Here is a 25,709-nt window from a genome sequence, read left to right on the forward strand (position 1 = left end):
ACAGGCTCCGTTAGGCGAATGCTTGTTCCTGCCTTGAAAAAAAAGGTCAAAAGGCAGTTTAGCCTTTTTCACGCTATGGAGAAGCCTGCGGATGGCCCGGCATACTGTGCCTCACTTGCTGAAGGAGCCTGAAGATGGACAAGACCTTACGTCGCGGTTCGCTGGAAATGACCGCCGCCATGTTGATTTCCGGAACCATCGGCTGGTTCGTGCTGGTTTCCGGCCTGCCGGTGCTGGATGTGGTGTTCTGGCGTTGCGTGTTCGGCGCCGCAACCTTGTTGATGATTTGCGCCGGTTTTGGATTCCTGCGTCGGGACATCCTGAGCCGCACGGCTTTCCTGCTGGCGGTGCTCAGCGGCGTGGCAATCGTTGGCAACTGGGTGCTGTTGTTCGCGTCCTATTCCCGCGCTTCGATTGCCATCGGCACGGCGGTGTATAACGTACAACCGTTCATGCTGGTGGGCCTGGCCGCCCTGTTTTTGGGAGAAAAGATTACTGCGCAAAAGCTGTTCTGGCTGGCAGTGTCGTTTCTTGGAATGCTGGCAATCGTCAGCGCCCATGGTGAGCAAGGGCAGGGCGGTGACGATTATCTGGCAGGTATCGCCCTGGCGCTCGGTGCGGCGTTGCTGTATGCCATCGCCGCGCTGATCATCAAGCGCCTGAGCGGTACGCCACCGCATCTGATCGCGCTGATACAGGTCAGTACCGGTGTATTGCTGCTGGCACCCTGGGCTAACTTCTCGGCCATGCCGCAACAGCTCGAGGCTTGGGCCAGCCTGGTGACACTTGGCATGGTTCACACCGGTGTGATGTATGTGTTGTTGTACAGCGCGATCCAGCGACTGCCGACCGCCATCACCGGCGCGCTGTCTTTCATTTATCCCATTGCGGCGATCTTCGTGGATTGGTTCGCCTTCGGCCATCGCCTTGAACCTTTGCAATGGCTGGGTGTGGCAGCGATCCTGCTGGCGGCTGCCGGCATGCAGCAGGGCTGGGGCTTCAAGACTCGCCGCCCGGCCCTGCAGTCACGCACCGTTGGCGTGGATCAGAAGATGTAGTCGGTGGTGAGGAAGTTCGAATCCCGCTCCCGAATGATGTCGCTGATCAGCGCCTTGTTGCTCTCCTGGAATTTGGTCGCCACCAGGGTACGGATCGAGAAGGTGCGCAGCGCGTCGTGAACGGACAGCGTGCCTTCGGCCGAGTTTTTCCGACCGTTGAACGGGAAGGTGTCCGGGCCACGCTGACACTGGGCGTTGATGTTGATGCGCCCGACCTGATTGGCGAAGGTGTCCACCAGCCTGCCGACTTGGGCTGGGTTGGTGCCGAAGATGCTCAGTTGCTGGCCGAAGTCGGACTCAAGCACATAGTCGACCACGGTATCGAGGTCGCGGTACGGCACGATGGGGACGACCGGGCCGAATTGCTCCTCGTGGTAGACCCGCATCGCGGTATTCACCGGGTAGAGCACCGCCGGGTAGAAGAATGAGCTGCGGGACTCGCCGCCGTGGGGGTTCATTACGGCGGCGCCTTTGGCCACGGCGTCAGCCACGAGCGAGTGCAGGTAATCGACCTTGCCTGTCTCCGGCAGCGGCGTCAACGCCACACCCTCTTCCCACGGCATGCCCGGTTTCAAGGCGGCGAGCCTGGCGTTGAATTTTTCGATGAAAGCCGGTGCGATGTCTTCGTGGACGAACAGGATCTTCAATGCAGTGCAGCGCTGGCCGTTGAACGACAGCGAGCCGGTCAGCGCCTCGCTGACAGCGTTGTCCAGGTCGACTTCCGGTAGGACCAGACCGGGGTTCTTCGCATCCAGGCCCAGCGCGGCACGCAAACGGTGCGGACGCGGGTGCAGTTTTTTCAGGTCGCTGGCCGCCTTGTTGGTCCCGATGAAAGCAAAGATGTCGATCTTGCCGCTGGCCATCAATGCACTGACGGTTTCCCGGCCGCTGCCGTAGATCACGTTGATCACCCCCGCCGGGAAACTGTCGCGGAAAGCTTCCAGCAGCGGGCGCACGAGCAATACACCGAGCTTGGCCGGCTTGAACACCACTGTGTTGCCCATGATCAGGGCAGGGATCAACGTGGTGAAGGTCTCGTTCAGCGGGTAATTGTAGGGGCCCATGCACAACGCCACGCCCAGGGGGACGCGGCGGATCTGGCCGAGGGTGTCCTGTTCCAGTTCGAAGCGGCTGGAGCGACGGTCCAGTTCCTTGAGGGCGTTTATGGTGTCGACGATGTAGTCACAGGTGCGATCGAATTCCTTCTGGGAGTCCTTGAGGTTTTTGCCGATCTCCCACATCAACAACTTCACCACTGTTTCGCGTTGTTCGCGCATGCGTGCCAGGAAACTTTCCACGTGACGGATTCGTTCGGCAACGCGCATTGTCGGCCACTGTCCCTGGCCACGATCATAAGCGCGGACAGCCGCGTCCAGAGCCGTGAGAGCGGTTTCGGCATCCAGCAGCGGAGTGCTGCCGAGTATCACCTGCTCGTCACCTTGTTCGCCGGCCAGATACACGGGGCTGCGCACCACGGCCAGCGGCCCTTGCCAGGTTTTCAGGATGCCATCGACCAGGTATTCGCGTTGCTCGATCCGCCCTTCGAGGCGGTAGGCCTGGGGAATGTCTACGGCACCGGGAAACAGGTTGGCGAGAAGGTTGGCTGTGTCCATGTCGTTACTCCCTGATTGAAATGAGCCATGGGCTGATGGCAATGATCAATACAGGGTTATACGCCTTATTGGAGGGAGTTTTTAAGGGGGCAAGATGCAATTGTGGCGCAGAGGGCTGGCGGCGCTGTTCGTCCCACCGGCCCTCGGCACGTCGTTTTACCAACGCATCCGCACACCCAGGCTGGTGATGACGCCATTGAGGTCGTTGTCATCGACGTCGCTGCTGTAGTCGGCGCTGACATACAGGCTCACCACGGGGGTGACCCGGGCGACCAGGCCGAGGCCGACTTCGACGGTCGAGGATTTGCGGCTGCTGCTGATCTTGTCGACTTTATCCAGGGTCAAGGTGTCTGCGCTCTGGACGGTATGCCACAGGTTGGTCCGCACGTAGGGCTCCACGCCCAGGCCGTTGACTTGATAACGACCCTTGAGGCGCGCGCCGACGCGACCGCTCCAGGTGCTCAGCTCATTGCTGCTATTGTCTGCGGCGTGCACGGTGTCGAGGGTGATGCGTCGATTGATCAGTTGCGCCTGGGGTTCGACCACCCAGTTCTCGCCGATGCCGATGGGAAAGCCGCCTTCGACCGACAACGTGACGGCGTCGCCTTCGGCCGCCTGTCGCAAGCCTTGTTCGTTGCGGCTGTAACCGCTGACCCGGCCGCCGCTGGCGCTCAGGTCGACGTGCCAGCCGGCGGGGCCGGTCAGGCTCCAATAGGCACCCAGGTTCGTCCCTTGCAGGTGCAAGGTGTCTTTGCCCTGTCTGGCCATGGCGGGTGTCACCCATGTACCTGTGGCATTGCCTATGATCGAGTGCTGTTCGCTGATCAGTCCCATGCGTTGGGTATGGCCGCTGTCGTTACGCAGAGTGAACAGCGGAGGGCTCTTGTGGGAGGCGGGATCGGTGTTGATGAGCGCGGCATTCGGGCTGCCGGGGCTTGTTCGGTCATACCAGGTTGGTGCTGATTGCTCGTCAGGCCAGGCCAGTACTTCCATGGATGAACACAGCAGCAGCGACGTCGATACGGTGTAGAAGGTGGTGGCGATCTCTTGTGGGCGGTGGGAGGTTTTCATGGGGGGTCTGCCTTGCAATTGCATGCATTTCTCGCCTGGCGTCTCTCCTACCCCGAATGAGGGGCGACCGAATGGAGTGAGGCAAGGCTCGGGCGTCCCGTCCTAGGCTCTGTACGAAAAGCCTTGTTACTCGTTCATGCTGCGTTGAAAACAGCCTGACCTTCGTCTCAAGATATTTCGTACAGAGCCTAGCGGGTTCCAGAGGCCTGCCCCTGACTGTGTTTCCGGGGGTAGTACGGTGTAGTCAAGAAGACCTAAGCCGTCGCGTCAAGAAACTGAACGACGAGTGGCAATATGAAATCAAGCTTTGTAACTAGCTGATTTACATCGTGATAACAGACATTAGTCAGGCGTCAAAAAATTACCGTGCGAACGCATTCTTCTCCTCACCAGCTGACCCGCAGACCGAGGTTTCCCGCCATACTGCGCTGCTGATTGCTATCGAAGTTATTGCTGTAGTTTGCGCTGGCGTAGACGCTGACCGAGGGCGCGAGGCCGACGATGACGCCCACGCCCAGGTCGCCGGTGGAGGCGCGCTGCTGGGTCTCGATCCGTTCGGCGTTGTCGAATGTGACCGAGTCGGAGCCAGAGAACGTATGCCACAGGTTGGCACGCAGATACGGTTCCACTGGCAGGCCGCTGACTTGATAGCGACCCTTGAGCCGAGCCCCGAGACGGCCCGTCCAGGCGCTGTCCGAATCGAACTCCACCCTGGATATTCCGTCATCCTGATTGTCGAGGGACACCTTCTGGTGAATGAGCTGGACCTGGGGTTCGAGCACCCAGTCGGCGGCTACGGCGAAGGGATAGCCGGCCTCTGCCGACAGGGCCAGCGCATGTCCGCGATTGTCGATCTTCAGGCCGCGTTCGGAGCGGTTATCGCCGTTGAGGCGCGTGCCCATCACGACTGCATCGACGTAGCCACCGGTGGGGGCGGTGAGGGTCCAGTAAAGCCCATAGCTGTCGCCGTCGAGTTCGATCTTGCCGGCACGCCGCCCCTTGAACCCTTGATTGAAGCCATCGACGTTACCGTTCAGTTCGGTATGGCCAACGAAGAAGCCGATGCGATGGGTCTGTCCACCGGACAGCGGAGCGCTGTAGAGGTCGTTGCCCACCTGGAAGCCTTTGATCGACCCATCGAACCGAGGGGTGACCGTACCGGCCCAGGTCTGATCCAGATCCTTGCCATAGACACGTCCCCAACCCGCGCCGAACGCGCCGGTCTCGGTGAGCAGGCGCTGGTCTCCCTGGCGGTCATGGAAAGTACCCAGGGCCATCAGGGTCAGTTGCGCTGCCGCCGGCGGCAAGACTGACCAAGTGGGGACCTCTGGGCGATACAAAGGAATCGGCGCGGCCCCAGGCGCGGGTATGGGCAAGGCTGGCAGGCCGGGGCTGGGTGCGGGCACCGGTCCTGCTACCACGGTCGAGCGCAGATACCAGCTATTTCCCTCGCCGGTCACGCCACCCTTGAACAGGCGGTAGTCAAACGCACCGGCCGACACCGAGTTCGCCAGCGAAAACGCACCGCTGTCGCTGACTGCCCCGCCTTGGGCCTGTACCAGTTCGATGCCGTTCAGGGTGGTCAATGCGCCTGCGCCTTCGAGGTTCACAACGGCGATAGCGGTATTGCCAGTGAGCGTCCCGCCATTGACCACCAGTTTGTCGCTGGGTGAGTCGTCCGCGCCGACCCTTGTCTGCAGGCGCAATTGTCCGTTATTGCCCACATAGTTGCCTTGGACGGTCAGCGTATCGCCGGTACGGGTATTGCCCTGGGTGAGATCCACCGTCCCGGCGTTGTTGAGGGTCACCCGCTGGCCGGCGGTAAACGGCGCGAGACTGCCCTCGGTGGAAGTCAGCACACTGCTGGCATCGATGTTGAGTGTCCCCAGGCCCGTGGTGCTGTCGCCCAATACCAGGGTGTCCCCCAGGTCCAGGCGTGAGCCCTGGGTGAGATTGACATCTTCCCAATTGAGGTAGCGCGCGCCAGTGGCGGAGGTCGTGTTCTCAAACGTCAGCGCATCCTGCCCCAGGCCGCCGTCAAGATTGGGCGTGACCGCGAGTCCTGTTTCATCAAGCCGACGCAGCAGCGCCGTATCGCTGCCATCACCCATCAGGATGGCCGAGTGGATCAGCCCGCCACTCCACTCCAGCCGGTCATCGCCGGCACTGGCCCGAACCTGGCCGATGATTTCGCCGCCGCTCACGGTGATGCTGTCGTTGCCACCGCTGACGCTGACATTGCCGCCAATGCGTCCCGCAGAGAGGATGATGGTGTCATGGCCGAAGCCGGTCACCAGATTGCCGATGATCTGGCCGCCCGACATATCGAAAAGGTTATCGTCGAGTTTCATGTCGACCCGGCCTATGGTGCCGCCACTCATGCGGGCAATGTCGCCGTCTTCGAAGGCATCGACGATGGTGCCGCCAGTCATCGAGAACGTGTCGAGGCCATCGCCCTGGGACAGGGACAGGATCCGACCGCCTGTCATGAGAAAGTCGTCGGTTCCCGAGCCTTGGCTCACGTCGCCGTCGATCACACCGTTGGCGTGGATTTCGATGTGATCCTCGCCGTCGTCAAAGGTCACGTCGCCCTGGATCAGGCCACTGCCGCTGGCGGGCATCGTCAGGCGGTTGTTGCCGGAAAGATCGGTCAGGCCGGGGCTGGTCCCACTGTCGCAGACGTAGGTGTCGTCGCCTGCCGTTGGCGCCAATGTGCAGGCAGCCAGGGCACTCGGAACGGGGAACAGGAACGGTGTCGAGATCCCCAGGATGTAGAACAGCCGATTGAATCCATGATCGCGCAGGCTCATGTGCTATCCCTCTGCATCGGCATTCCTGGAATGCCGGTATCAGCATTGGCTGCACAACAGCTGGCACTCATGGCCTGGCAACGCGCGCTGTATGGACTGGCACCCTAGCAACGATCAATTGCCGCCGCTACTGTCAGAACTTACAGGTCAAGCGCGATGAATCCGAATAACGTCCGAAACTACAGATGCACTTCCACTGAAAGCGGCAGGTGATCGCTCAAATGCGTCCAGGGCTTGTTGCCCAGGATCTGTGGGGCGTGGCTGGTAGCGTTGCGCAAGTAGATGCGGTCCAGGCGCAGCAGGGGAAAACGGGCCGGATAGGTCCTGGCCGGACGGCCATGGTGGTGCTCGAAGGCTTCATGCAGGTACTGACGACGGGCAAGGGCGGTATTGCCGCGAAGCTGCCAGTCATTGAAATCCCCCGCGATAATCACCGGCGCATGCTCGGGCAACGATTCAAGCAATTGACAGAGGAGCTTGAGCTGAAGTTGCCGGTGGCTTTCCAGCAGGCTCAGGTGCACGCAGATTCCGTGGACCTCGGCATGGCCTGGCACGTCCAGCACACAATGCAGCAGCCCGCGTCGTTCCGGGCCGGTGATGGAGACGTCCAGGTTACGGAATTGGCGGATCGGGTATTTCGACAGCAGTGCATTGCCATGATGACCATCGGGGTACACCGCATTGCGGCCATAGGCGAAGTCGTTCCACATGCTGTCGGCGAGGAACTCGTACTGGGAGGTCTGGGGCCAGTTGTCATAGCGCGACGCATGGCGGTCATGCTCGCCAAGCACCTCCTGCAGGAACACCAGGTCTGCGCCAGTGCTGCGCACTGCTTCGCGCAGCTCAGGCAGGATGAAGCGACGGTTGAGGGCGGTGAAACCCTTGTGGGTATTGACGGTAAGAACCCGTAGCCGATGGACCGCCACGGGCGTGTCCAACGGCACCGATTCGACAGCCCGCCAGTCGGGATCTCGAGTCACGTTCACTCCTGAATCAGAGGTGCCTGTTCATGCGACTGATGGTGGCTGCGGCAGTTCCGATTTTCAGGTGATGGCTTCAGATAAAGACAATTTCATAGGGCAACCCCATGCGATCCAGAATGACCCGGGGTACCAGCGGAGAAATACCGGTGGCCGGTTCGCCGTTGAGCTGGCTGGCGTAGGCATGCATGGCGTGGCGCTTGCGGGCGGTGGTCCAGACGTCCAGTCGCAGCTTGCGTGCCCGGTGCCAGGGAATCCTGCCCTGTTCGCGAACGGGCCAGTGCCAGGCCCATACAGGCAGCTCGTTGAACGTCGCCCCGACGCTTTCAGCCGCCAGCGCCCCGGCGCGGCCAACGGTGTCGTGGTCGCTGTCGCCGTCCTGGCGCCAGGTGCTGAACACCACGTCGCCCGGCCTCAGGTAATGACCGATGAAGGCAGTCAACTGCGCCTCATGTTCGCAAAGGGTCTTTTCCGTGAAGCCGCCGCGTACCCACTGCAGGCCCTGGACCGAGATGCCCAGACGATGCAGGGCGTCCACGCTTTCCTGGGGATGGGGGCGGTAGATGCGCAGACGTTCATCGGTCCACAAAGAGGATCCTGGATGGCTGAACTCACCGTCGGTGACCGAAATCAGCAGTAGGGGCTGGTCCAGATTGCTCAGAAGCTGGAGCAATCCGCCGCAGGCTCCGATCTCATCGCCGGGATGGGGTGCGAGGATGACGGCGCGGGCACCTGCGGGGACCAGTGTCTGGGTGCTGATGATGGGAATGTCGGCCAGTTGGGGCGCGCTGTTCCAAATCTGCGGGTGTTGCCGGCCTTGCAAGCGAGAGGCAAGTTTCATGAGGACATCCTTGTTATGTTCAATCTTTCAGCCATGCATCGAACTCACTGCGCGATGATGCCGCTAACGGCCAGGCTGCGATCCGCGGAACTCCGATCCTGGAATCGACCGCATATGAAGTATTGACCATGACGGTCGATTCGTCGCGTCACTTGTGTATCTGAACTGCAGTTTTTCGTCGGACCTGGACTGCAGGAGCCCACAACACCGCGTCCTTGCGGTGTGCTTGGCCTCTGTAACTTTTCTTATCGTCAGCGCTGCTATTCCTCCTCCCGTTGCAGTTCGAACAGCAGCAGCGAGCGTCCTGTCACGGAGTACTCGGTATCGAAGTCGAAACGCTCCTGGCCTCGGATGGTTGGCTGGTTAGTGTCCACCATACAGGTCCAGAAGCTGCCTTCGGGCACCTCCGGCAGACGGAAGTTGACAATGTCATGGTGTGCGTTGACCACCAAAAGCAACGTCGCGTCACCGCCCTTGCGTCGGATACCGGTTTCCTGGGCACGGCCGTCCATCAGCATGCCCAGGCAGCGACCATGGCTGTCCTGCCACTGCTCGACGGTCATTTCACTGCCATCCGGTGCCAGCCAGGTGACGTCCTTGACGCCGATATCCTCGTTGTAATTACCCACCAGGAAGCGTCCACGCCGCAGGATCGGATAGGCCAGGCGCAGCTTGATCAGGCGCTTGACGAACTGCAACAGCGCGGCGCCGTCCTCGCTCAGGTCCCAATTGACCCAACCGATCTCGCTGTCCTGGCAATAGGCGTTATTGTTGCCATGCTGGGTCCGGGCGAATTCGTCACCGGCGACGATCATCGGCGTGCCCTGGGCCAACAGCAGGGTCGCGAAGAAGTTGCGCATCTGGCGATGGCGCAGTGCATTGATCTGCGGATCATCCGTCGGGCCTTCGACGCCATGGTTCCAGGACAGGTTATTGTTGCTTCCGTCCTGGTTGTTTTCGTCGTTGGCCTCGTTGTGCTTGTCGTTGTACGACACCAGGTCGTGCAGCGTAAACCCATCATGGGCGGTGACGAAGTTCACCGAAGCGTAGGGGCGCCGCCCGCGCTGATTGAACATCTCCCCCGAGGCCGTCATGCGGCTGGCGAAATCGGCGAGTTGGCCATCGTCACCTTTCCAGAAGGCTCGAACCGTGTCGCGGAACTTGTCGTTCCACTCGACCCAGCCCGGCGGAAAACGGCCCACCTGATACCCGCCGGGGCCACAGTCCCAGGGCTCGGCGATCAGCTTCACCTGGCGCAGCACCGGGTCCTGGCGGCAGGCGACGAGGAAGCTGTGACGCTCGTCGAAGCCGTCGTGATAGCGCCCCAGAATGGTCGCAAGATCGAAACGGAAGCCATCCACGTGCATTTCCGTGGCCCAGTAGCGCAGGGAGTCGGTGACCATTTGCAACACGCAGGGATGGCTCAAGTCCAGGGTGTTGCCGGTGCCCGAGTCGTTAATGTAATAGCGCTTGTCGTCGGGCATCAGCCGATAATAGGAGGCGTTGTCGATGCCTCGCATGGACAGGGTCGGGCCTTGCTCGTTGCCTTCCGCGGTGTGGTTGTAGACCACGTCGAGGATGACCTCGAGGTTGGCCTCATGCAGGTGGGCGACCATTTCCTTGAACTCGGCGATCTTGCCGCTGGCCAGGTAGCGCGGGTCCGGGGCGAAGAACGCGATGCTGTTGTAGCCCCAGTAATTGGTCATGCCTTTGTGCAGCAGGTGTTGGTCGTTGACGAATGCGTGGATGGGCAACAGTTCCACCGACGAGACACCCAGTTTGCGGATGTGATCGATCACATCGTCCACCATCAGCCCGGCGAATGTGCCGCGCAGGTGCTCGGGTACCGAGGGATGACGCATGCTGAAGCCGCGCACGTGGGTTTCGTACAGGATGGTCTTTTCCCACGGCACGCTGACGCGATGGTCGTGCCCCCAGGTGTGGGCCGGGTCGATGACCTTGCATTTGGGCACGAACGGGGCGCTGTCGCGTTCATCGAAGCTCAGGTCGCCGTCGGGGTGGCCGATGGTGTAGCCGAACAGGGCTTCGGACCACTTGAGTTCGCCCACCAGTTGCTTGGCGTAGGGATCGATCAGCAACTTGTTGGGGTTGAAGCGATGGCCGTTTTCAGGATCGTACGGACCGTAGACCCGATACCCATAGATCAATCCCGGATGAGCGTCTGGCAGGTAACCGTGGTAGATCTCATCGGTGTACTCAGGCAGCTCGATGCGCTCGAGCTCGACCTCGCCGGTGTCATCGAAGATACACAGTTCGACCTTGGTGGCATTGGCTGAAAACAGCGCGAAGTTGACCCCCAGGCCGTCCCAGGTCGCGCCGAGGGGAAAAGGCAGCCCTTCACGAATCCGCGAAGCCTCAATGACGGGCGGCGGCGTGTTTTTTTTTGGACGGGTCATGTTTGCTCCTGCAAAAGACAGCCGGATACAAGGCTGTCGACTCTGAATGCGATGATTTCATGTGGATCCCGATGCCCGGTCCTGGCAGGGGAGGCGCCCTGAAGGCGCACAGCTGTCCTTTCATGCGACGACTGCTGCGCACCAGGCGGGGACGGCTCCTCTCGCCACAAGCGCGACGTACAACGCCCGTAGATGCGTGGCTACAGACCGATGATCAGACCGCTGGAGGCTTGCGCGCCGCTCGTGGTTTTTTTTCTGCCGACTTGGCTGCCGAGGGCACCACGGCTGCGCTTGCAGAGGGTTTGGCTGCCGGCTTGGCCTTGGGCGCGGTGCTTTTCACAACGGCCTTGGCGGTAGCGCTCTTGGCCGCCGCAGATTTGGCGCCATCTGCTTTCGTCGCCGCGGGCTTGTCGGCTTTGGGTGGCTTGCTTGGGGCCAATGCTTCGGCCTCGGCGAGCTTGCGGGCCATCTCCCAGTGGCGTTTTTCCTGTCCTGTGGGTTTACCCTCGGATTCCCAGATCTGATAGGCAAACTCACGGATGCGTTTATCGTCGGTGCTCATCACGATGCTCCTGATTGGATAAAGATGTTGACCGGGAAATCCCCCAGCGCGGCGCTGACCATCAGCCCCCCTTGGGGTGTGACTGCTGCGCTTGCAAAAAGTCCCTTCAGTTTTCCATCCTCGGCGGCGAACGGTAACGACACGCGGGTATCGCTCCAAACCGACGCAGCCACCTGTGGCTCGGCACTGTTTTCCAGCAGCCGGGCCGCATGGACCGGTACCACCACGATCGCTCGCTGCTGCTCGTACTCGCGCATGAAGGCCAGGATCCGGTCGGCATGCTCACCGAGTACCTGCAGCGGTTGGTAGCGCCCCTGGTGGAACACTTGTGGGTACATCCCCCGCAAGGCCAATGTCCTGGCGATCAGGGCCTGCTTGATCCGGCCATCGCGCCAGTCGCGCACGAGCGTGGCTGGCGCACTGTCGGCCTGCAGCGCGTTGCGGCGTGCATCGAAGTCCACGGGCCGACGGTTGTCCGGGTCTACCAGACTGAAATCCCAGAATTCATTGCCCTGATACAGATCGGGTACGCCGGGTACCGTCATGCGCAGCAAGGTTTGCGCCAAACCGTTGAGGGCGCCCGCCGGGGCGATGGCCTGCACCGCATCGGCGATGGCGCTGCGTAGCGGCAGCCCTTCATCACCGAGCAGCAACCGTTCGAGGAACATCTGGGTCGCCTGCTCATAGGCGTCATTGACGGACGCCCAACTGCTCTGCAACTTGGCTTCGCGCAGGGCCTTGCGCTGCCATTGCCATAAACGCTCGTTGTAGCCGGCGAGCGCCTGCTGGTCCTGGAGATCGAGGTCCAGCGGCCAACTGCCGAGCAGCGCCTGATACAGGATCAGTTCATCGCCGGTCGAAGGCGCCGAAGGGTCGCTGTGCAGCGACGGAGCAAGGATGCGCCATTGCTCCACGCACGAGGTGTACCAGTCGGCACGTTCGCTGAGTACCGCCAGCCGGGCCCGCGTATCTTCGCCACGCTTGTGGTCGTGGGTAGCAGTGGTGATCAGGTTGCCGGGGAAATGTTCGAGTCGCGCCAGGCAGGCATCATGGAACTCCTGTGGCGGGGCGTTGAAGCGCTCGGTGTTGTAGCCCACGTCGTTACGCGACAGCAGCACCGCCGAGCGGTAGAGGGCCGTATCTTCCACGGCTTTGGCGGCGGCGGGTGAGGTCAGTTGCTGGAAACGTACGCAGGCATGACGCAGGCGTTTGCGCTGGCTGCCACGTGGACGCTGTCGCCACGCCATGCCGCCGAGCCAAGTGGCCAGGCAGTCGAGCACGGGCCAGTCGGCTTCGCTGAGGTTTTGCCGGGCGCCCTCCAGCGCTTTCTGGAAAAACACATCATCTTCGGCGCTGCGACCGAGGGCGCTGATGTAGGTGCGGTATACCGGGAAATGCACGATCAGCTCTTGCAAGGCCCGCCTGATCGCGCCCAGGGTCAGGTCCCGGGTCATGACATCGTCCCGGGCCACCTGGAGCAGGGCTTGGGCGACGCTTTCGAAATCACTGGCCAGAGAGCCATTGAGAATCTGCTGGCGGGCCAGGCGGGCCTCTTCGATAAAGTGCGCCGGCCGCTCGCTGTTTCGGCTCCAGAACTCGGCGAGGGCATCGGCACCGCTCGGATCATGCTGCAACAGTGAAACCTGGTTCATGAACTCATAGCCGGTGCTGCCGTCGACCTTCCAGTCCTGGCGCAGGGTTTCGCCATCGCCAAGGATTTTCTCGACAAAGATGGGCAAGTGTCGCGAGGGCGACAAGGCATCGACGCGCCTGCGCAGCTTGCGGCAGTAGCCGCGAGGATCGGCCAGGCCATCGATGTGATCGATACGCAGTCCATCCACCAGGCCCTCGGCGATCAGTTCGAAAATTTTCGCATGGGTCGCTTCGAACACGGCGGGGCGTTCGACCCGCAGCCCACCCAGTTCATTGACATCGAAAAAACGCCGCCAGTTGATGTCATCCGCCGCTGTGCGCCAACTGGCCAGTCGATAGCTTTGGCGTTCGAGCAGTTCATGCAGCTTTTCGAAGCCCTGGGGCTGTGTGGCGTCATAGCCCTGCAAATTATCTTCGATAGCGGCCAGGATGTCGGGGCGCGTTGCCAGCTCGCTCAATTCGGCCTGCAGTGGGCGGGCGAGGGTATGGGCATCGGTCTGGTAGTTCAGGGTAGTGAATCGCTCGGCGAGGGTCTTGAGCGGTTCGGCCTGTTCGGCTGGCAGGTTTTCCGCGGGCTTGAGCAGTTCGCCATACTGCATCGGGCAGATGGGAAAGTGGTGCTCGTAATGTTCAGCGTAAAAGCTGCCGCGACTCGGATCGAAGCGCAGTTGCAGCGTACCTTCCTGCAACGCCACGCCGTAGTCGCTGCCCAGGAACGGCAGCAGCAACTGGCCTTCCATCAACGGGTCAGGGGAATGCCACTGGATATCGAAGAACTGACCATAGGGACTCAGGCGCCCCCATTCCAGCAAGTCCAGCCACCAGGGGTTGTCGTTGCCGCCAACGGCCATGTGATTGGAGACAATGTCGAGGATCAGGCCCATCCGATGCTCGCGCAGCTTCGCGACGAGACGCTTGAGCGCCGCTTCACCGCCCAGCTCGGGGTTGACCTGAGTCGGATCGACCACGTCATAGCCGTGCATCGATCCGGCTCGCGCCTTGAGCAACGGCGATGCATAGACATGGCTGATGCCCAGCGAGGCGAAGTACGGCACCTGGGGGATCGCGTCGTCCAGGGTAAAACCTTTGTGGAACTGCAGGCGCAAGGTGGCCTGCAACGGTAGGATCGGCGTCTGTTTCATCGGTCACGCTCGTTCGCCTGAAGCCTCGCGCAGGCGAGAATTTCCAGACGCCGGGCGGCGTCCGGGCCATCCAGGAGCGCCTGGCTCTCGCAAGGCAGGCGCCTGCGCCAATTGGGGTGAGTATCGATAGTGCCCGGCAGGTTGGCCTGCTCTTCGATGCCCAGGGCATCTTCGAGCGGTAACAGCACCAGCGGCGCACGGGTGTGGCCCAGGAAGCGAACGCTGGCATCCAGCACCTGGTCGGTTTCGCGATGTTCCTCGCGGAAATTCTGCGGATCCTGATTCAATACCTGGCGCAGGCCTTCGCGTTCACGCTCACGGTGTCTGCGCCAATCCATTTCCGTGTGAGAGTCGATCAGGTCCAATCGGGCATTCCAGTCGATGTCGTGGCCATGCCACCAACCGTTCAGCGTCGGCAGGTCATGGGTGCTGGTGGTCGCCAGCGCGTTGTCCGGCCAATCGAGGATAGGCTTGAAACGGGTGTTGTCCTGTTCGAACAACAGCACGCGCATGCCGAGGATCGACCGTGCGCTGAGTTTTTCCCGCAGGCCGTCGGGCACGGTGCCGAGGTCCTCGCCCAGTACGATGGCCTGGTGGCGGTGGGATTCCAGGGCCAGCAGGCGTAGTAAATCGTCCAACGGGTAATAAAGGTAGGCACCATCGGTGGGCGGTGCGCCGTTGGGGATCACCCACAGGCGTTGCAGACCCATGACGTGATCGATGCGCAAGCCGCCGGCGTGGGCGAAGTTGGCTCGCAGCATTTCGATGAAGGCGCGAAAACCGTTGCGCACCAGGCCTTCCGGTGAAAATGCGGAGATTCCCCAGCCCTGGCCGGAACGGTTGAGGATGTCCGGTGGCGCTCCCACGGTCAGCGACGCCAGCAATTCGTCCTGCCGGCTCCAGGCCTGGCTGCCGGCGCCATCGGCCCCCACGGCCAGGTCGGCGATCAGGCCGATGCCCATACCGCTGGATCTGGCAGCGCTCTGGGCGCGCTCCAGGCATCGGGCGATCAACCACTGGCAAAAAGCATGGAAGCCGATTTCATCGGCATTTTCTTCAGCGAAACGCGCCAGCGTCGGGCTGCGTGGGTTACGCCACTCCTCGGGCCATTGGCGCCAGTCGAGGCTCTCGCCCCGGGCGGCGCGTTCGGCTTGCAAGGCTTCGAAGCGACAGTGGTTCTCCAGGGCTTCGCCACCGCTGTGGCGGAAGCTGCCGAAATCTTCGTGCAGCGGATGTTGCCCCTGGTTGAAACCGTCATACAGGGCGCGCAGGACCTTCTGCTTGGCTTCGGCCGCCACAGGCCAGTCGACCAGCGGCTGTTCCTCCAGATGGCGCAGTTGATTGGTCAGGCCCGTGGCATCGATGGCCGTGCGTAACGCCCGTTCGCCGAGGATCGTGCCGGGTGCGGCGTACAGGCTGTTGAGAAACAGTCGACTGGAGGGCGAGTACGGGCTGTAGCGACCGGTGTCGCTGCTGAACATCGCATGGATCGGGCTGATCGCCAGGGCGTCGGCGCCGCGTTCGCCCGCCATGCGGGCCAGTTCTTCCAGTGCCTGTGTATCGCCGAAACCGCCATCGCCAGGGCGACGCAATGCATACAACTGTGCACTCAAGCCCCAGGCCCTGGGCGTCGGGTCGTCCACCGCATCGGCAACGCTGTAGCAACGAGCCGGCGCCACGGCGAGGGTAAAGTGCTGGTCCTGGATGCTGACGTGCTGATACCCCACCGGGACCATGCCCGGTAGCCTGGCATCGGCGTCGAGTTTCAGGTGCAGAATCGCGCCATCCTCGAGTCGGATTTCGCACGGAGTCGATCCTTCGAAATAGCGGCTCAGGTCTACGCTGACTCCGGCGTCGGCGGTAATCAGCGGTGGCAGGCGATGGTTTTGCTGGTCTTCTTGCAATTGCAACAGACTGGCGTCGATTTCCTGAGCACTGCCGGCTGGATGGCCGAGGCCGGTCAGGACCGAACGCAAGACGGCGGGAGAAACTTTCTGGGGCCGGCCGTTGGCGTCGATCCAGTCCACAGCCAGGCCCGCTCGCCCGGCGAGGATCTCCAGTTGCGCATCGCTCATAGGCGCTCTCCAGTGATGTCAGGTAACTTAACCGCTTGAGTCAGGGTGACCAGCGCGCAATAGGGCGCAAGAACGCCCTTTTGCAACAGACCCATGGCTTGCGGCGGATGTTCGAAAAGAATGCGTCCATCCTCCGCGGCGGTATGTTCGACCGATTGCTCACTGAGGTTGAGGTCGATGCGCAACACGCTGCCATCTTCCATTCGCCAGCGGGCGCTGATCGCGCCCTGGCCCAGCACATCGGCTCCGAGGGCCTGGATGGCGGGCAGGCGCGGCACGATTTCTTCACGGCGGATTTTCAGCAACTGGCGATACAGGGTCTCGTTGGCCAGTTGCTCCGGCTGAAGGCTCTCCAGGTCAGGGCGTGAGGCTTCGAAAGTCTCGACTGCGTTGGGATCTGGAATCCGCTCGCGCTTTTGCGGATCGGCGAAGGCGCTGAAGGCCTTGAATTCGTTGCGCCGACCTTCGCGTACCAGTTCCGCCAGCTCGCCGTGATGGCTGGTAAAGAACAGGAACGGCTGTCCGGCTTTCACTTCGTCGCCCATAAACAGCAACGGGATCATCGGCGACAGCAGCAACAGGACCGTTGCCGCCTGCAACGCCTGGGGATGCGCCAGTTGATGCAGGCGCTCGCCCAGGGCCCGGTTACCGATCTGGTCGTGGTTCTGCAGGAACAGCACGAAGGCATTGGCCGGTAAATGGCCGCTGGGTTCTCCCCGGGGTTCCCCATGGCGGTTGATATGCCCCTGGAAGACGAAACCCTGGCTGAGACAGCGCGCCAGCTTCTCCGTGGGTTGTTCGGCATAGTCGGCGTAATAGGCGTCGGTCTCGCCGGTCAGCAAGACATGCAACGCGTTATGGCCATCGTCGTTCCATTGGGCGTCGTAGCCTTGTTCCAGCAGGCTGGCCTGGTTGTGTTCGTTCTCGACGGTCAGCCAGACATGCCGCGTCGGATCGACCTGCTGGCGGACCCTGGCGGCCAGCTCCTGAAGAAAGTCCGGGTCTTCGATGGCGTGCACGGCATCCAGGCGCAGGCCGTCGAAACGGTATTCCAGTACCCACATGAGCGCATTGTCGATGAAGAAATCCCGCACTTCGCGGCGCCTGAAATCAATGGCCGCACCCCAGGGGGTGTGCTTGTCTTCGCGGAAGAAACCCTTGGCATAGCGGTGCAGATAATTGCCATCGGGCCCGAAGTGGTTGTAGACCACATCCAGGATGACGGCGAGTCCGTGTCCATGGGCGCTGTCGATCAGGTGCTTGAGTTGTTCCGGCGTGCCATAGGAAGCCTGGGGCGCGTACGGCAGGACACCGTCATAGCCCCAGTTGCGGTCGCCTGGAAACTGCGCAAGCGGCATCAGTTCGATGGCGGTCACGCCCAGCCCGGCCAGGCGTGCCAGTTGCTGTTCGACGCCTTCGAACCCTCCGAGGGCGCCGACATGCAGTTCGTAAATCACCGCTTCGTACCAGGGACGACCGGACCAATTGGTGTGCCGCCACTGGTACGCGTGGGGATCGACCACCACGCTCTGGCGATCGATGTCGCCGGCCTGGGCACGGGAGGCGGGGTCGGGCACCTCCAGTTCGCCGTCGATGTTGAAGCGATAACGGGTGCCGGCGGGGCAACGGGTCTGGATCATGAACCAGCCGTTGGCCTGGGGCAGCAGGGGTATTGATTCTCCAGTGTCGAGTTCGACACTGACGTAAAACGCATCCGGGGCCCACAGGGCGAAACGAGTGTGCTCGGTATCAAGCATGATCGCGCCGTGAGTCCAGGTTTCAGGCGTCCTTGACGGCATCGATCACCTCATTGTCTGGTCGATTTGCCCAGCGATTTCGCCACCAGTTGTTCATAGAGTTCGGCGTAGGGTTCGACCGCCTTGCACCAGTTGAAAGGCGCCGACATCGCCCGGCACCGCATGGCATTGAGCAGCTCGGGGAACGAGAAGACCTTGAAGGCCCGGCTCAATGCCTGTTTATAGCTGTCCACGGTGGATTCATTGAACAGGAAGCCGGTGATGCCATCCTCGATGGTGTCGGCCAGCCCACCGGTATTGCGTGCCACCGGCAGCGAGCCGAAGCGTTGGGCATACATCTGGCTCAGGCCGCAGGGCTCGTAGCGGGACGGCATCAGCAGGAAATCGCTGCCCGCGAACATGCGCCGTGCGTCGGTTTCGTTGAAGCCGATGCGTACGCCGATCCGTCCCGGGAAGCGCAGGGCCAGTTCGCGCATGGCTTGTTCTTCCTCCGGTTCACCACGACCGATTATGGCGATCTGACCTCCGGATTCGACGATGAACTCAGCCACGGCTTCGGTCAGGTCCAGGCCTTTCTGATACACCAGGCGGGACACCACGGCGAACAGTGGGCCCTTGGAGTCGTCCAGGCCGAAGAGTTCGCGTACATGGGCAGCATTCGCCGCCTTGCCCTCCCATTCGCCGATGGCGAACTGGCGGTACAGGTGGGTGTCGGTGGCCGAATCCCAGCTTTCATCGATGCCGTTGGGAATGCCGCTGAGCAGGCCCTGTTGCGTCTTGGCCGCGAGGAAGCCGTCGAGCCCGCAACCGAACGCAGGCGTGGTGATTTCCTGGGCATAGGTGGCGCTGACGGTGGTGATGTGGCTGGAATAGGCCATGCCGGCCTTGAGGAACGACAACTTGCCGTAAAACTCCATGCCTTCCTGTTGCAGCGCATGTTCAGGAATGCCCAGTTCAGGGCAGGACGCCAGGCTGACTACGCCCTGGTACGCCAGGTTGTGAATGGTGAACAACGTCGGGGTGCGCTGGCCGCGCCAATGCATATAGGCCGGTGCCAGTCCGGCAGGCCAGTCGTGGGCGTGGACCAGATCGGGGCACCAGTGGATCTGTGCGAGGTTGGCCGCGATGTCCGCCGCCGCGAGGCCCAGGCGAGCGAAACGAATGTGGTTATCGGGCCAGTCGCGGCCGTTGTTGGCGCCATAGGGCGAGCCATCGCGCGCATACAGCTCGGGACAGATCAGCACATAGATCACCAGGCCATCGGCCATGTCCATGCGTCCGATCTTGCAAGGCGGCAGCGCCGCATGGCCGCCCAGTTCGCCGATAATGTGGATCGGATTGCCACTGTTCATCACCTGCGGGTATCCGGGGATCAGCACCCGGACATCATGCACGCCGGCCATGGCCCGGGGCAGGGCGGACGAGACGTCGCCCAGGCCGCCAGTCTTGACCAGGTCGGCGATTTCCGAGGTCACGAACAGGATCTTCTTGCGGTTGGGGTTTTGTCGAACGACGGGGAGCAGTGCCTTGCCTCCGGTGGACAGCACCGGTGCCGTCGGCGATTCACTCGCCGGCGGTAGTTGTGAGCGAACGTGTTGTGGTTCCAAGGCAGCACTGATCATAAATTTCTCCTGTTTCTCGATCTGTTTCCGGCTAGCGCCAGAGCTGTTGTTTCATTGGCCGAATCCTGCGGCCAGGCGCACAAGCGCTACGCAAGGAGAGCAAAGCGCTGCCCAATGCGGCGAAGCGAATCAGGTGAGAGGGCTGTTGCAAGGACTGCACCAGCCGCTATTGCCCTACCTCTAACCTGACCTGTCGCCGTTGCGAAAAGTTTCGACTTTTTTTCGTCGAGATGACCGGTCGGTTTTTCCCCGGATTTGCAGTCTAGGCCGGAACCTAGAGCGGTACGGTGCGCTTCGTCGAATTGTCGGACAATCACGTCTTTTGTCGGCAATGTCTTACACGACAACGAGAAATACGCACCGACGAAGTGCAGGTTTCTGTCATGTGTTTGGTGTAGCGGGAACATCGCGTTTCATCGATGTGCGCGCTGAAATGGCGTGATGCACCATTAGGGGGCAGGGGAAAAAGGGAGGCGTTTTGATGGCTTTTGAAGCCTGCTAAACGTTGATCAACAGCGGACCTGTGGGAGCGGGCTTACTCGCGAATGCGTCAGTACGGCCAACTTTGGGGCGGCTGATTCGCCGCTTCGCTCCCTTCGCTCCCAACAGGTAATCAGGTAGTCGGCGTCAACAGGCGGATCGGCTTGCCGGTCGCCCAGGCTTGCAGGTCTTCGATCATCTGGGAATAGAACTGCCGGTAATTCTGTCGGCTGACGTAACCCACGTGCGGCGTGGCCAGTACATTGTCGAGCGTGCGGAACGGATGATCGGGGGGTAGGGGTTCCTCGGCGAAAACGTCCAGGGCGGCGCCGGCCAGGCGTCTGTTTTGCAGGGCGTCGATCAGGGCGCCTTCGTCGACAATCGGACCACGGGCGGTGTTGACCAGCAGCGCTTCGGGCTTCATCCAGCCCAGCGCCTGGGCATCGACCAGCCCACGGGAACGCTCCCCAAGCACCAGGTGGATCGAGAGGATGTCAGCCTGCTCGAACAGTTGCTGCTTACCTACATAGGTCACTCCCGCTTCGGCGGCCTGCTCGGCGGTGAGGTTCTGGCTCCAGGCAATCACGCGCATGCCAAACACCTGGCCGAACTGCGCCACTCGCTTGCCGATGCTGCCCAACCCCAGGATCGCCAGGGTCTTGCCGTGGAGGTCGCCTCCCAAGCCTTGCTGCCACAGTCCTGCACGCAGGGCGTTGGCTTCCTGGAGCAGGTTTCGGCTCAGGGCCATGATCAACGCCCAGGTCAGTTCAGGGGCGGCGTGCTTGTAGCTTTCGGTACCGCAAATCTGGATGCCCAGCTCGGCAGCGGCCTTGAGATCCAGAGCGGCATTGCGCATGCCTCCGGTGAGCAACAGCTTGAGCCTGGGCAGGCGACGCAGAAGGCCTTCGTCGAATGAGGTCCGTTCGCGCATCACGCAGATCACTTCGAAAGGCTCGAGGCGTTTGGCGAGGGTATCGCGGTCGGCGGGGAAGTCATGCAGGAATGTCACCTGACCGATGCCATGCAGCACCGACCAGTCCACGACGTCCCGCGCCACGTTTTGCCAATCGTCGATGACTGCTATCTGCACCGCCATGGAACACCTCGTCAGGGAATGGGTTTGTTCAGCCAGCTCAGCAATGCTTCATGGAACCGTTCCGGCTCCTCCATCTGCGGCGCGTGTCCCAGATGGTCGAATTCCACCAGAGTCGAGCGCGGGATGAGCTGGGCGACCTGTTTGCCCAGTACGTCATAGCGACCCAACCTGGCCTTCACCGCCGGCGGCGCGATGTCGCTGCCAATGGCGGTGGTATCGGACGTGCCGATCAGCAGCAGCGTCGGCATCTTCAGGTCCTTGAATTCGTAGTAGACCGGCTGGGTGAAGATCATGTCGTAGATCAACGCCGAGTTCCATGCGACCTGGGTGTGCCCGGGGCCTTTGTTCAAGCCCGCGAGCATGCCTACCCAGCGCTCGAATTCGGGCTTCCAGCGACCGCCATAGTAAGTGGTGCGCTCGTAATTACGAATTCCGTCGGCGTTGAGTTTCAGCTCGCGTTCGTACCATTGGTCCACGGTGCGGTAAGGCACACCGAGGGCTTTCCAGTCTTCCAGGCCGATAGGGTTGACCATCGCCAGTCGCTCGACCTGATCGGGAAACTGCAAGGCGTAGCGGGTGGCGAGCATGCCGCCGGTGGAATGGCCCAAGATGATGGATTTCTGCACACCAAGGGCCTTGAGCAGGGCCTGGGTGTTGATGGCCAGTTGGTGGAAGCTGTATTGGTAGCGATCAGGTTTGCTGGAAGTGCAAAAGCCGATCTGGTCCGGCGCGATCACTCGATACCCGGCTTCGCTGAGGGTCTTGATCGAATCGCCCCAGGTGGCGGCGCAGAAGTTCTTGCCGTGCATCAACACCACGCTGCGGCCATTGACTTTGCCCTGGGCCGGGACGTCCATGTAGCCCATCTGCAATGACTGGCCCTGAGACTGAAAGGCGAAATGCTTGAGCGTGTAGGGGTATTCGAACCCCTCGAGCTGCGGCCCGTAGGCCGGGCCTTCAGGCGGGCTCGCGGCGTGGGCCAGCAGAGGCAGGGCGGCAGTCAGCAAGAGGCTGGGCAACCAGCGGGCAGTGGAACGCGACATGGTCAATCTCCTTTGGGGCAGCCGACCGATCCTGGGGCGACCCGATTATGGCGACATTAACCACAGGCAATCGAACGGCCCGAACGTTCCACGCAGTGCTTATCAATGGGCCGGATAGTCCGCTACGACGGTTTGAGCCCCGTCTTTTTTCTGGCCGATCACCTGATAGGCATCGCTCATGCCCTCCATTTCCATACCGGGCGAACCCATGGGCATGCCAGGCGCAGCCACGCCGAGCAGATCATCGCGTTTGCTCAAAACCACCACCTGGTCCACCGGTACGTGACCTTCGACAAACTTGCCGTTGATTTCAGCGGTGTGGCAAGAACGCAGGTTCGGTGCCACGCCCAGGCGCTGCTTCACCGCGCCCATGTCGGCTTCGACATGGTCGTTGACCTTGAAGCCATTCTCCTGCAGGTGCGAGATCCATTTCTTGCAGCAGCCGCAGTTGGCGTCGCGGTGCACGTCGATGGTGAGCGGCTCGGCAGCCTGGGCCAGGGTGGTGATGAACAGGGCGCTCAGGGCGAGCAGATGCAAGGGTTTGGACATGGAGGCTGCCTCGTGGAGTGCGATTTGGAAGAAAGGATAACAGAGTAGGGGATAGGAGCTGACAGGGCGCTGAGGGGCAGATGACACAATTGTAAGGTTGGAGCTCTTGAAGGCTACACCTGTGTTACCAGCAAAAAAAAAACGCCCGCCCAAATGGCATTGGCGGGCGTCCGGGAAAAGCCGGCTCAGAAAGGAGAGCACTGGCCGGAGCAGGGAATGGGCGTCACGCCACCGGAATCATCGGATCGGCTGCCGCCAGGGCTGCCGCACGATCGGCAGCAGGTGGGTAGATCCAAACTGTGTTGATCTGGGTCTTGAGCTCTTTGGCTTCCTGTCCCACCAGTTTGAGCTGGCGATCCCAGCCTTCCGTGAATACTGCGCCCCAGGCCCCCAGGTCCAGGCACGTGACGTACTTGGGCTGGCTGTAGGCGATCGGTGCCACGCCCAGCAGATCGGCCGCCACGTTGTTGCCGGCATAGCGACCCAGGGCGATGGCGTGCTGGCAGGACATGGCTGCGTAGTTGCCCAAGGTGTCGGTAGCGGCATAGGCCACGTCACCGGCGGCGAAGATGTCGTTCTGGCCCAGCACTTTCAGGTTGCCGTCGACATGCAGGCGACCCTGACGGTCCCGAGTGCCGGGCACTTGTTGGGTCAGCGGACTGGCGTGGAACCCCACGGTCCAGATGACAGTGTTGGACTCGATGCGCTGGCCGTCCGACAGAGTGACGCCGCCGGCATCCACTGACTCGACCGAGGCGTTGAGGATCCATTCGACACCCAGGTGCCCGGAGGCTTCTATGATCGACGGACTAATGCCTTCGCCCAGGGAGGCGCCGATCCGCGGGCCGCGATCCACCACGATCACCCGGATTTTCGCGTCGTCGCCGAGGATCGCTCGAAGGCGGGCGGGCATTTCGGTTGCGGTCTCGATACCGGTAAAGCCTCCGCCGGCAACCACCACGGTGTTGCGAGCCGGACTGTCTGGCAGGCGCTTGAGGGATTTGAGGTGGGCTTCGAGGCGCGTCGCCTGTTCGATTTCATCGACGTCGAAGGCATGCTCGAGCATGCCTTCAAGGTCCGGACGGACCAGTTTGCTGCCCGTGGCGAGGACCAGGCGGTCATAGTTCAGCGTGGCCTGGGTGCCGGAGGCGTCGTGGTAGCCGACCTCTTTGTTGACGGGGTCGATGCGGTGGGCCGAGCCCTGGACGAAATTCACACCGACCGCATCGAACAATCCATGAAGCGGTGCCGCCATGGTATGCACATCGGGCTCGTAGAAACGAGGCCGGATCCGCAGCTCGGCCTGGGGCGCCAGGACCGTGATCTGCACATCGTTGCGCTTGTGCATGTCTACAAGCCGGGCGGCGCTCAACGCGCTCCAGAGCCCGCCGAACCCTGCGCCCACCACCAGAATATGCTGTTTCATGATTTGCTCCCGAAGACAAAATCGTTGAAGGGCTCAGCCCATTTCATTGTGACCGCGCCGCGAGTACTCCGAAGGTGCCTGGCTTACGCCTCCAGCTTCGGTCCGCCAGGGAAATGTTATGCGTCGGCGGGGCGTCCAACACTTCTACATAAGGTCAGCGGGGATATGTCTGGGTATGAAGGACCTATACGAAGGTTTAGGCCCTGTCTGAAAAGCCTTGATACTCGTTCAGGCTGCGTTGAAAACCGGCTCGTGCGCGAGTCCGATCGGAATGCTCATTTATTCCAGTAAAGTCGAGCGCGACCCCGGCCGTTCCTCGCCGATTTTCGCCTTGCCTGACCTTCGTCTCAAGACTTTTCAAACAGAGCCTGGCGCGGCTGGCTTATCAAATGGTGCGCTTGAGCACGGATTCGATGCAGGTGATCAGTTCCGCGCAGCCGAACGGCTTGGGGAAGAATGCCACCGGCTCGGTCACGCCGGCCTTGACCCGGGGCGGGGTGCCGGGATGGCCGCTGATGATAATGATCGGTATGTAGATGTTCCGGGCGGCCAGTTCGTTGCACATTTCGATGCCGCTCATGCCAGGCATCTTGATGTCCGATATCACGCAATCGGTGTGTTCGGGGCCGCTGCCGGAAAGGAAGTCCAGGGCACTGGCGTAAGTACGTACCGTGTACCCGATGGAACGTAACAGGCCGTCCAGTGCTTTTCGAACGGATTCATCGTCATCGACAACTGAAATGATTGCGGTGTTGGACATTGCGATACCCGGCAGCGATATCAGGTCGCCATAACGGCGCCGTTGTCACTGCAAGATACGCTGTCCATGGTCCGCGCCTAGTATACGTGGGTATGAAGATTCAGCCGGGGCGGCGGATATCCAATGCCTGGCCCATGCGGACCAGGTCGGCGAACGAGCGCGCGCACATTTTGCGCATGGCTTGGCCGCGGTGGATCTTGACCGTGATTTCGCTCAGGCCGATTTCTCCGGCGATCTGCTTGTTCATCAAACCCGAGACGGCCAGCGCCATGACCTGCTTCTCCCGTGGCGTCAGGACGGCGTAGCGTTCTTCCAGCGCCTGGCGGGCATGGTCGGACTCGCGGCGCACCCGGTCCCGCTGATGAGCGGCGGAGACCGCGTCGATCAGATCCTGCTCCCGGAAAGGCTTGCTCAAAAAGTCCACCGCGCCGGCCTTCATGGCCCGGACGGTCATGGGGATGTCGCCATACCCGGTCATGAACACGATCGGCAGGTGGATGTTGGCCGCTGCCAACTCCTGCTGGAAATCCAGGCCGCTGGTGCCCCGCAAACGGACATCCAACACCAGACAACTGGGTACGGCGGGACGGGGATGTTGCATGAACTGCGCCACCGAGCCGAAGGTTTCGACGTGCAGGTCGATGGACCGCAACAGACTGCCCAGGGCTTCGCGCAGTGGCTCATCGTCGTCGACGATGTAGACGATCGGTTCCTGGAGAGTGACTTGGCGAGTGGCGTGATCGGAAGTCATTGG

Annotated in this window: 18 protein-coding genes; 1 reads left to right on the forward strand and 17 read right to left on the reverse strand. The window is 61.6% G+C overall.

What is annotated here, in order from left to right; genetic code table 11:
- The first annotated feature begins 134 nt into the window (after window positions 1–134).
- Complete coding sequence (locus LCU97_RS05190) at window positions 135–1,058, forward strand: DMT family transporter (RefSeq protein ID WP_232775749.1); 924 nt, start codon at window positions 135–137, stop codon at window positions 1,056–1,058.
- Here LCU97_RS05190 and LCU97_RS05195 read toward each other — a convergent pair.
- From LCU97_RS05195 to LCU97_RS05275, 17 genes are all read right to left on the reverse strand, one after another.
- Window positions 1,046–2,671, reverse strand: coding sequence for an NADP-dependent glyceraldehyde-3-phosphate dehydrogenase (locus LCU97_RS05195; RefSeq protein WP_232775750.1), 1,626 nt, complete (start codon window positions 2,669–2,671; stop codon window positions 1,046–1,048). The genes LCU97_RS05190 and LCU97_RS05195 overlap by 13 nt on opposite strands.
- A 156-nt stretch (window positions 2,672–2,827) precedes the next feature.
- Window positions 2,828–3,742, reverse strand: a complete 915-nt coding sequence (locus LCU97_RS05200; protein WP_232775751.1) for an autotransporter domain-containing protein — start codon at window positions 3,740–3,742, stop codon at window positions 2,828–2,830.
- A gap of 386 nt (window positions 3,743–4,128) precedes the next feature.
- Window positions 4,129–6,552 (reverse strand): autotransporter family protein, encoded by a 2,424-nt coding sequence (locus LCU97_RS05205; protein ID WP_232775752.1) that lies wholly within the window; start codon window positions 6,550–6,552, stop codon window positions 4,129–4,131.
- 179 nt (window positions 6,553–6,731) lie between these two features.
- The gene (locus tag LCU97_RS05210) at window positions 6,732–7,532 is read right to left on the reverse strand and encodes an endonuclease/exonuclease/phosphatase family protein (RefSeq protein ID WP_053151020.1); all 801 of its coding nucleotides are present in this window, start codon (window positions 7,530–7,532) and stop codon (window positions 6,732–6,734) included.
- Between the two features lie 76 nt (window positions 7,533–7,608).
- Complete coding sequence (locus tag LCU97_RS05215) at window positions 7,609–8,373, reverse strand: PIG-L deacetylase family protein (protein ID WP_232775753.1); 765 nt, start codon at window positions 8,371–8,373, stop codon at window positions 7,609–7,611.
- 260 nt (window positions 8,374–8,633) lie between these two features.
- On the reverse strand, window positions 8,634–10,790 hold the full coding sequence (glgX, locus tag LCU97_RS05220; protein WP_053151026.1) for a glycogen debranching protein GlgX: 2,157 nt from the start codon (window positions 10,788–10,790) through the stop codon (window positions 8,634–8,636).
- A gap of 214 nt (window positions 10,791–11,004) precedes the next feature.
- Window positions 11,005–11,352 carry a DUF2934 domain-containing protein gene (locus LCU97_RS05225; RefSeq protein ID WP_232775926.1) on the reverse strand — a complete coding sequence of 116 codons (348 nt, stop codon included), beginning with the start codon at window positions 11,350–11,352 and terminating at the stop codon, window positions 11,005–11,007.
- Complete coding sequence (locus tag LCU97_RS05230) at window positions 11,352–14,147, reverse strand: malto-oligosyltrehalose synthase (protein WP_232775754.1); 2,796 nt, start codon at window positions 14,145–14,147, stop codon at window positions 11,352–11,354. Before LCU97_RS05230 ends, LCU97_RS05225 begins: the two co-directional genes overlap by 1 nt.
- Window positions 14,144–16,222 (reverse strand): 4-alpha-glucanotransferase, encoded by a 2,079-nt coding sequence (gene malQ, locus LCU97_RS05235; RefSeq protein WP_232775755.1) that lies wholly within the window; start codon window positions 16,220–16,222, stop codon window positions 14,144–14,146. The genes LCU97_RS05230 and malQ overlap by 4 nt, the downstream gene beginning before the upstream one ends.
- Window positions 16,219–18,021 (reverse strand): malto-oligosyltrehalose trehalohydrolase, encoded by a 1,803-nt coding sequence (treZ, locus tag LCU97_RS05240; protein ID WP_053151040.1) that lies wholly within the window; start codon window positions 18,019–18,021, stop codon window positions 16,219–16,221. Before treZ ends, malQ begins: the two co-directional genes overlap by 4 nt.
- Before the next feature lie 8 nt (window positions 18,022–18,029).
- A complete protein-coding gene (gene glgA, locus LCU97_RS05245; RefSeq protein ID WP_053151043.1) occupies window positions 18,030–19,601 on the reverse strand; it encodes a glycogen synthase GlgA in 1,572 nt (523 codons plus the stop codon).
- Between the two features lie 613 nt (window positions 19,602–20,214).
- The gene (locus LCU97_RS05250; protein ID WP_053151046.1) at window positions 20,215–21,177 is read right to left on the reverse strand and encodes a D-2-hydroxyacid dehydrogenase family protein; all 963 of its coding nucleotides are present in this window, start codon (window positions 21,175–21,177) and stop codon (window positions 20,215–20,217) included.
- An 11-nt stretch (window positions 21,178–21,188) separates the two neighbouring features.
- On the reverse strand, window positions 21,189–22,220 hold the full coding sequence (locus tag LCU97_RS05255) for an alpha/beta fold hydrolase (protein WP_232775756.1): 1,032 nt from the start codon (window positions 22,218–22,220) through the stop codon (window positions 21,189–21,191).
- Between the two features lie 102 nt (window positions 22,221–22,322).
- Window positions 22,323–22,769, reverse strand: coding sequence for a DUF411 domain-containing protein (locus LCU97_RS05260; protein WP_232775757.1), 447 nt, complete (start codon window positions 22,767–22,769; stop codon window positions 22,323–22,325).
- A gap of 223 nt (window positions 22,770–22,992) precedes the next feature.
- Window positions 22,993–24,195, reverse strand: a complete 1,203-nt coding sequence (locus LCU97_RS05265) for an NAD(P)/FAD-dependent oxidoreductase (protein WP_053151054.1) — start codon at window positions 24,193–24,195, stop codon at window positions 22,993–22,995.
- A 385-nt stretch (window positions 24,196–24,580) separates the two neighbouring features.
- The gene (locus tag LCU97_RS05270) at window positions 24,581–24,955 is read right to left on the reverse strand and encodes a response regulator transcription factor (RefSeq protein WP_232775758.1); all 375 of its coding nucleotides are present in this window, start codon (window positions 24,953–24,955) and stop codon (window positions 24,581–24,583) included.
- Between the two features lie 100 nt (window positions 24,956–25,055).
- Complete coding sequence (locus LCU97_RS05275; protein WP_232775759.1) at window positions 25,056–25,706, reverse strand: response regulator transcription factor; 651 nt, start codon at window positions 25,704–25,706, stop codon at window positions 25,056–25,058.
- Between the last annotated feature and the right edge of the window lie 3 nt (window positions 25,707–25,709).

Source organism: Pseudomonas uvaldensis (genome assembly GCF_021271205.1).
Lineage (GTDB): Bacteria > Pseudomonadota > Gammaproteobacteria > Pseudomonadales > Pseudomonadaceae > Aquipseudomonas > Aquipseudomonas uvaldensis.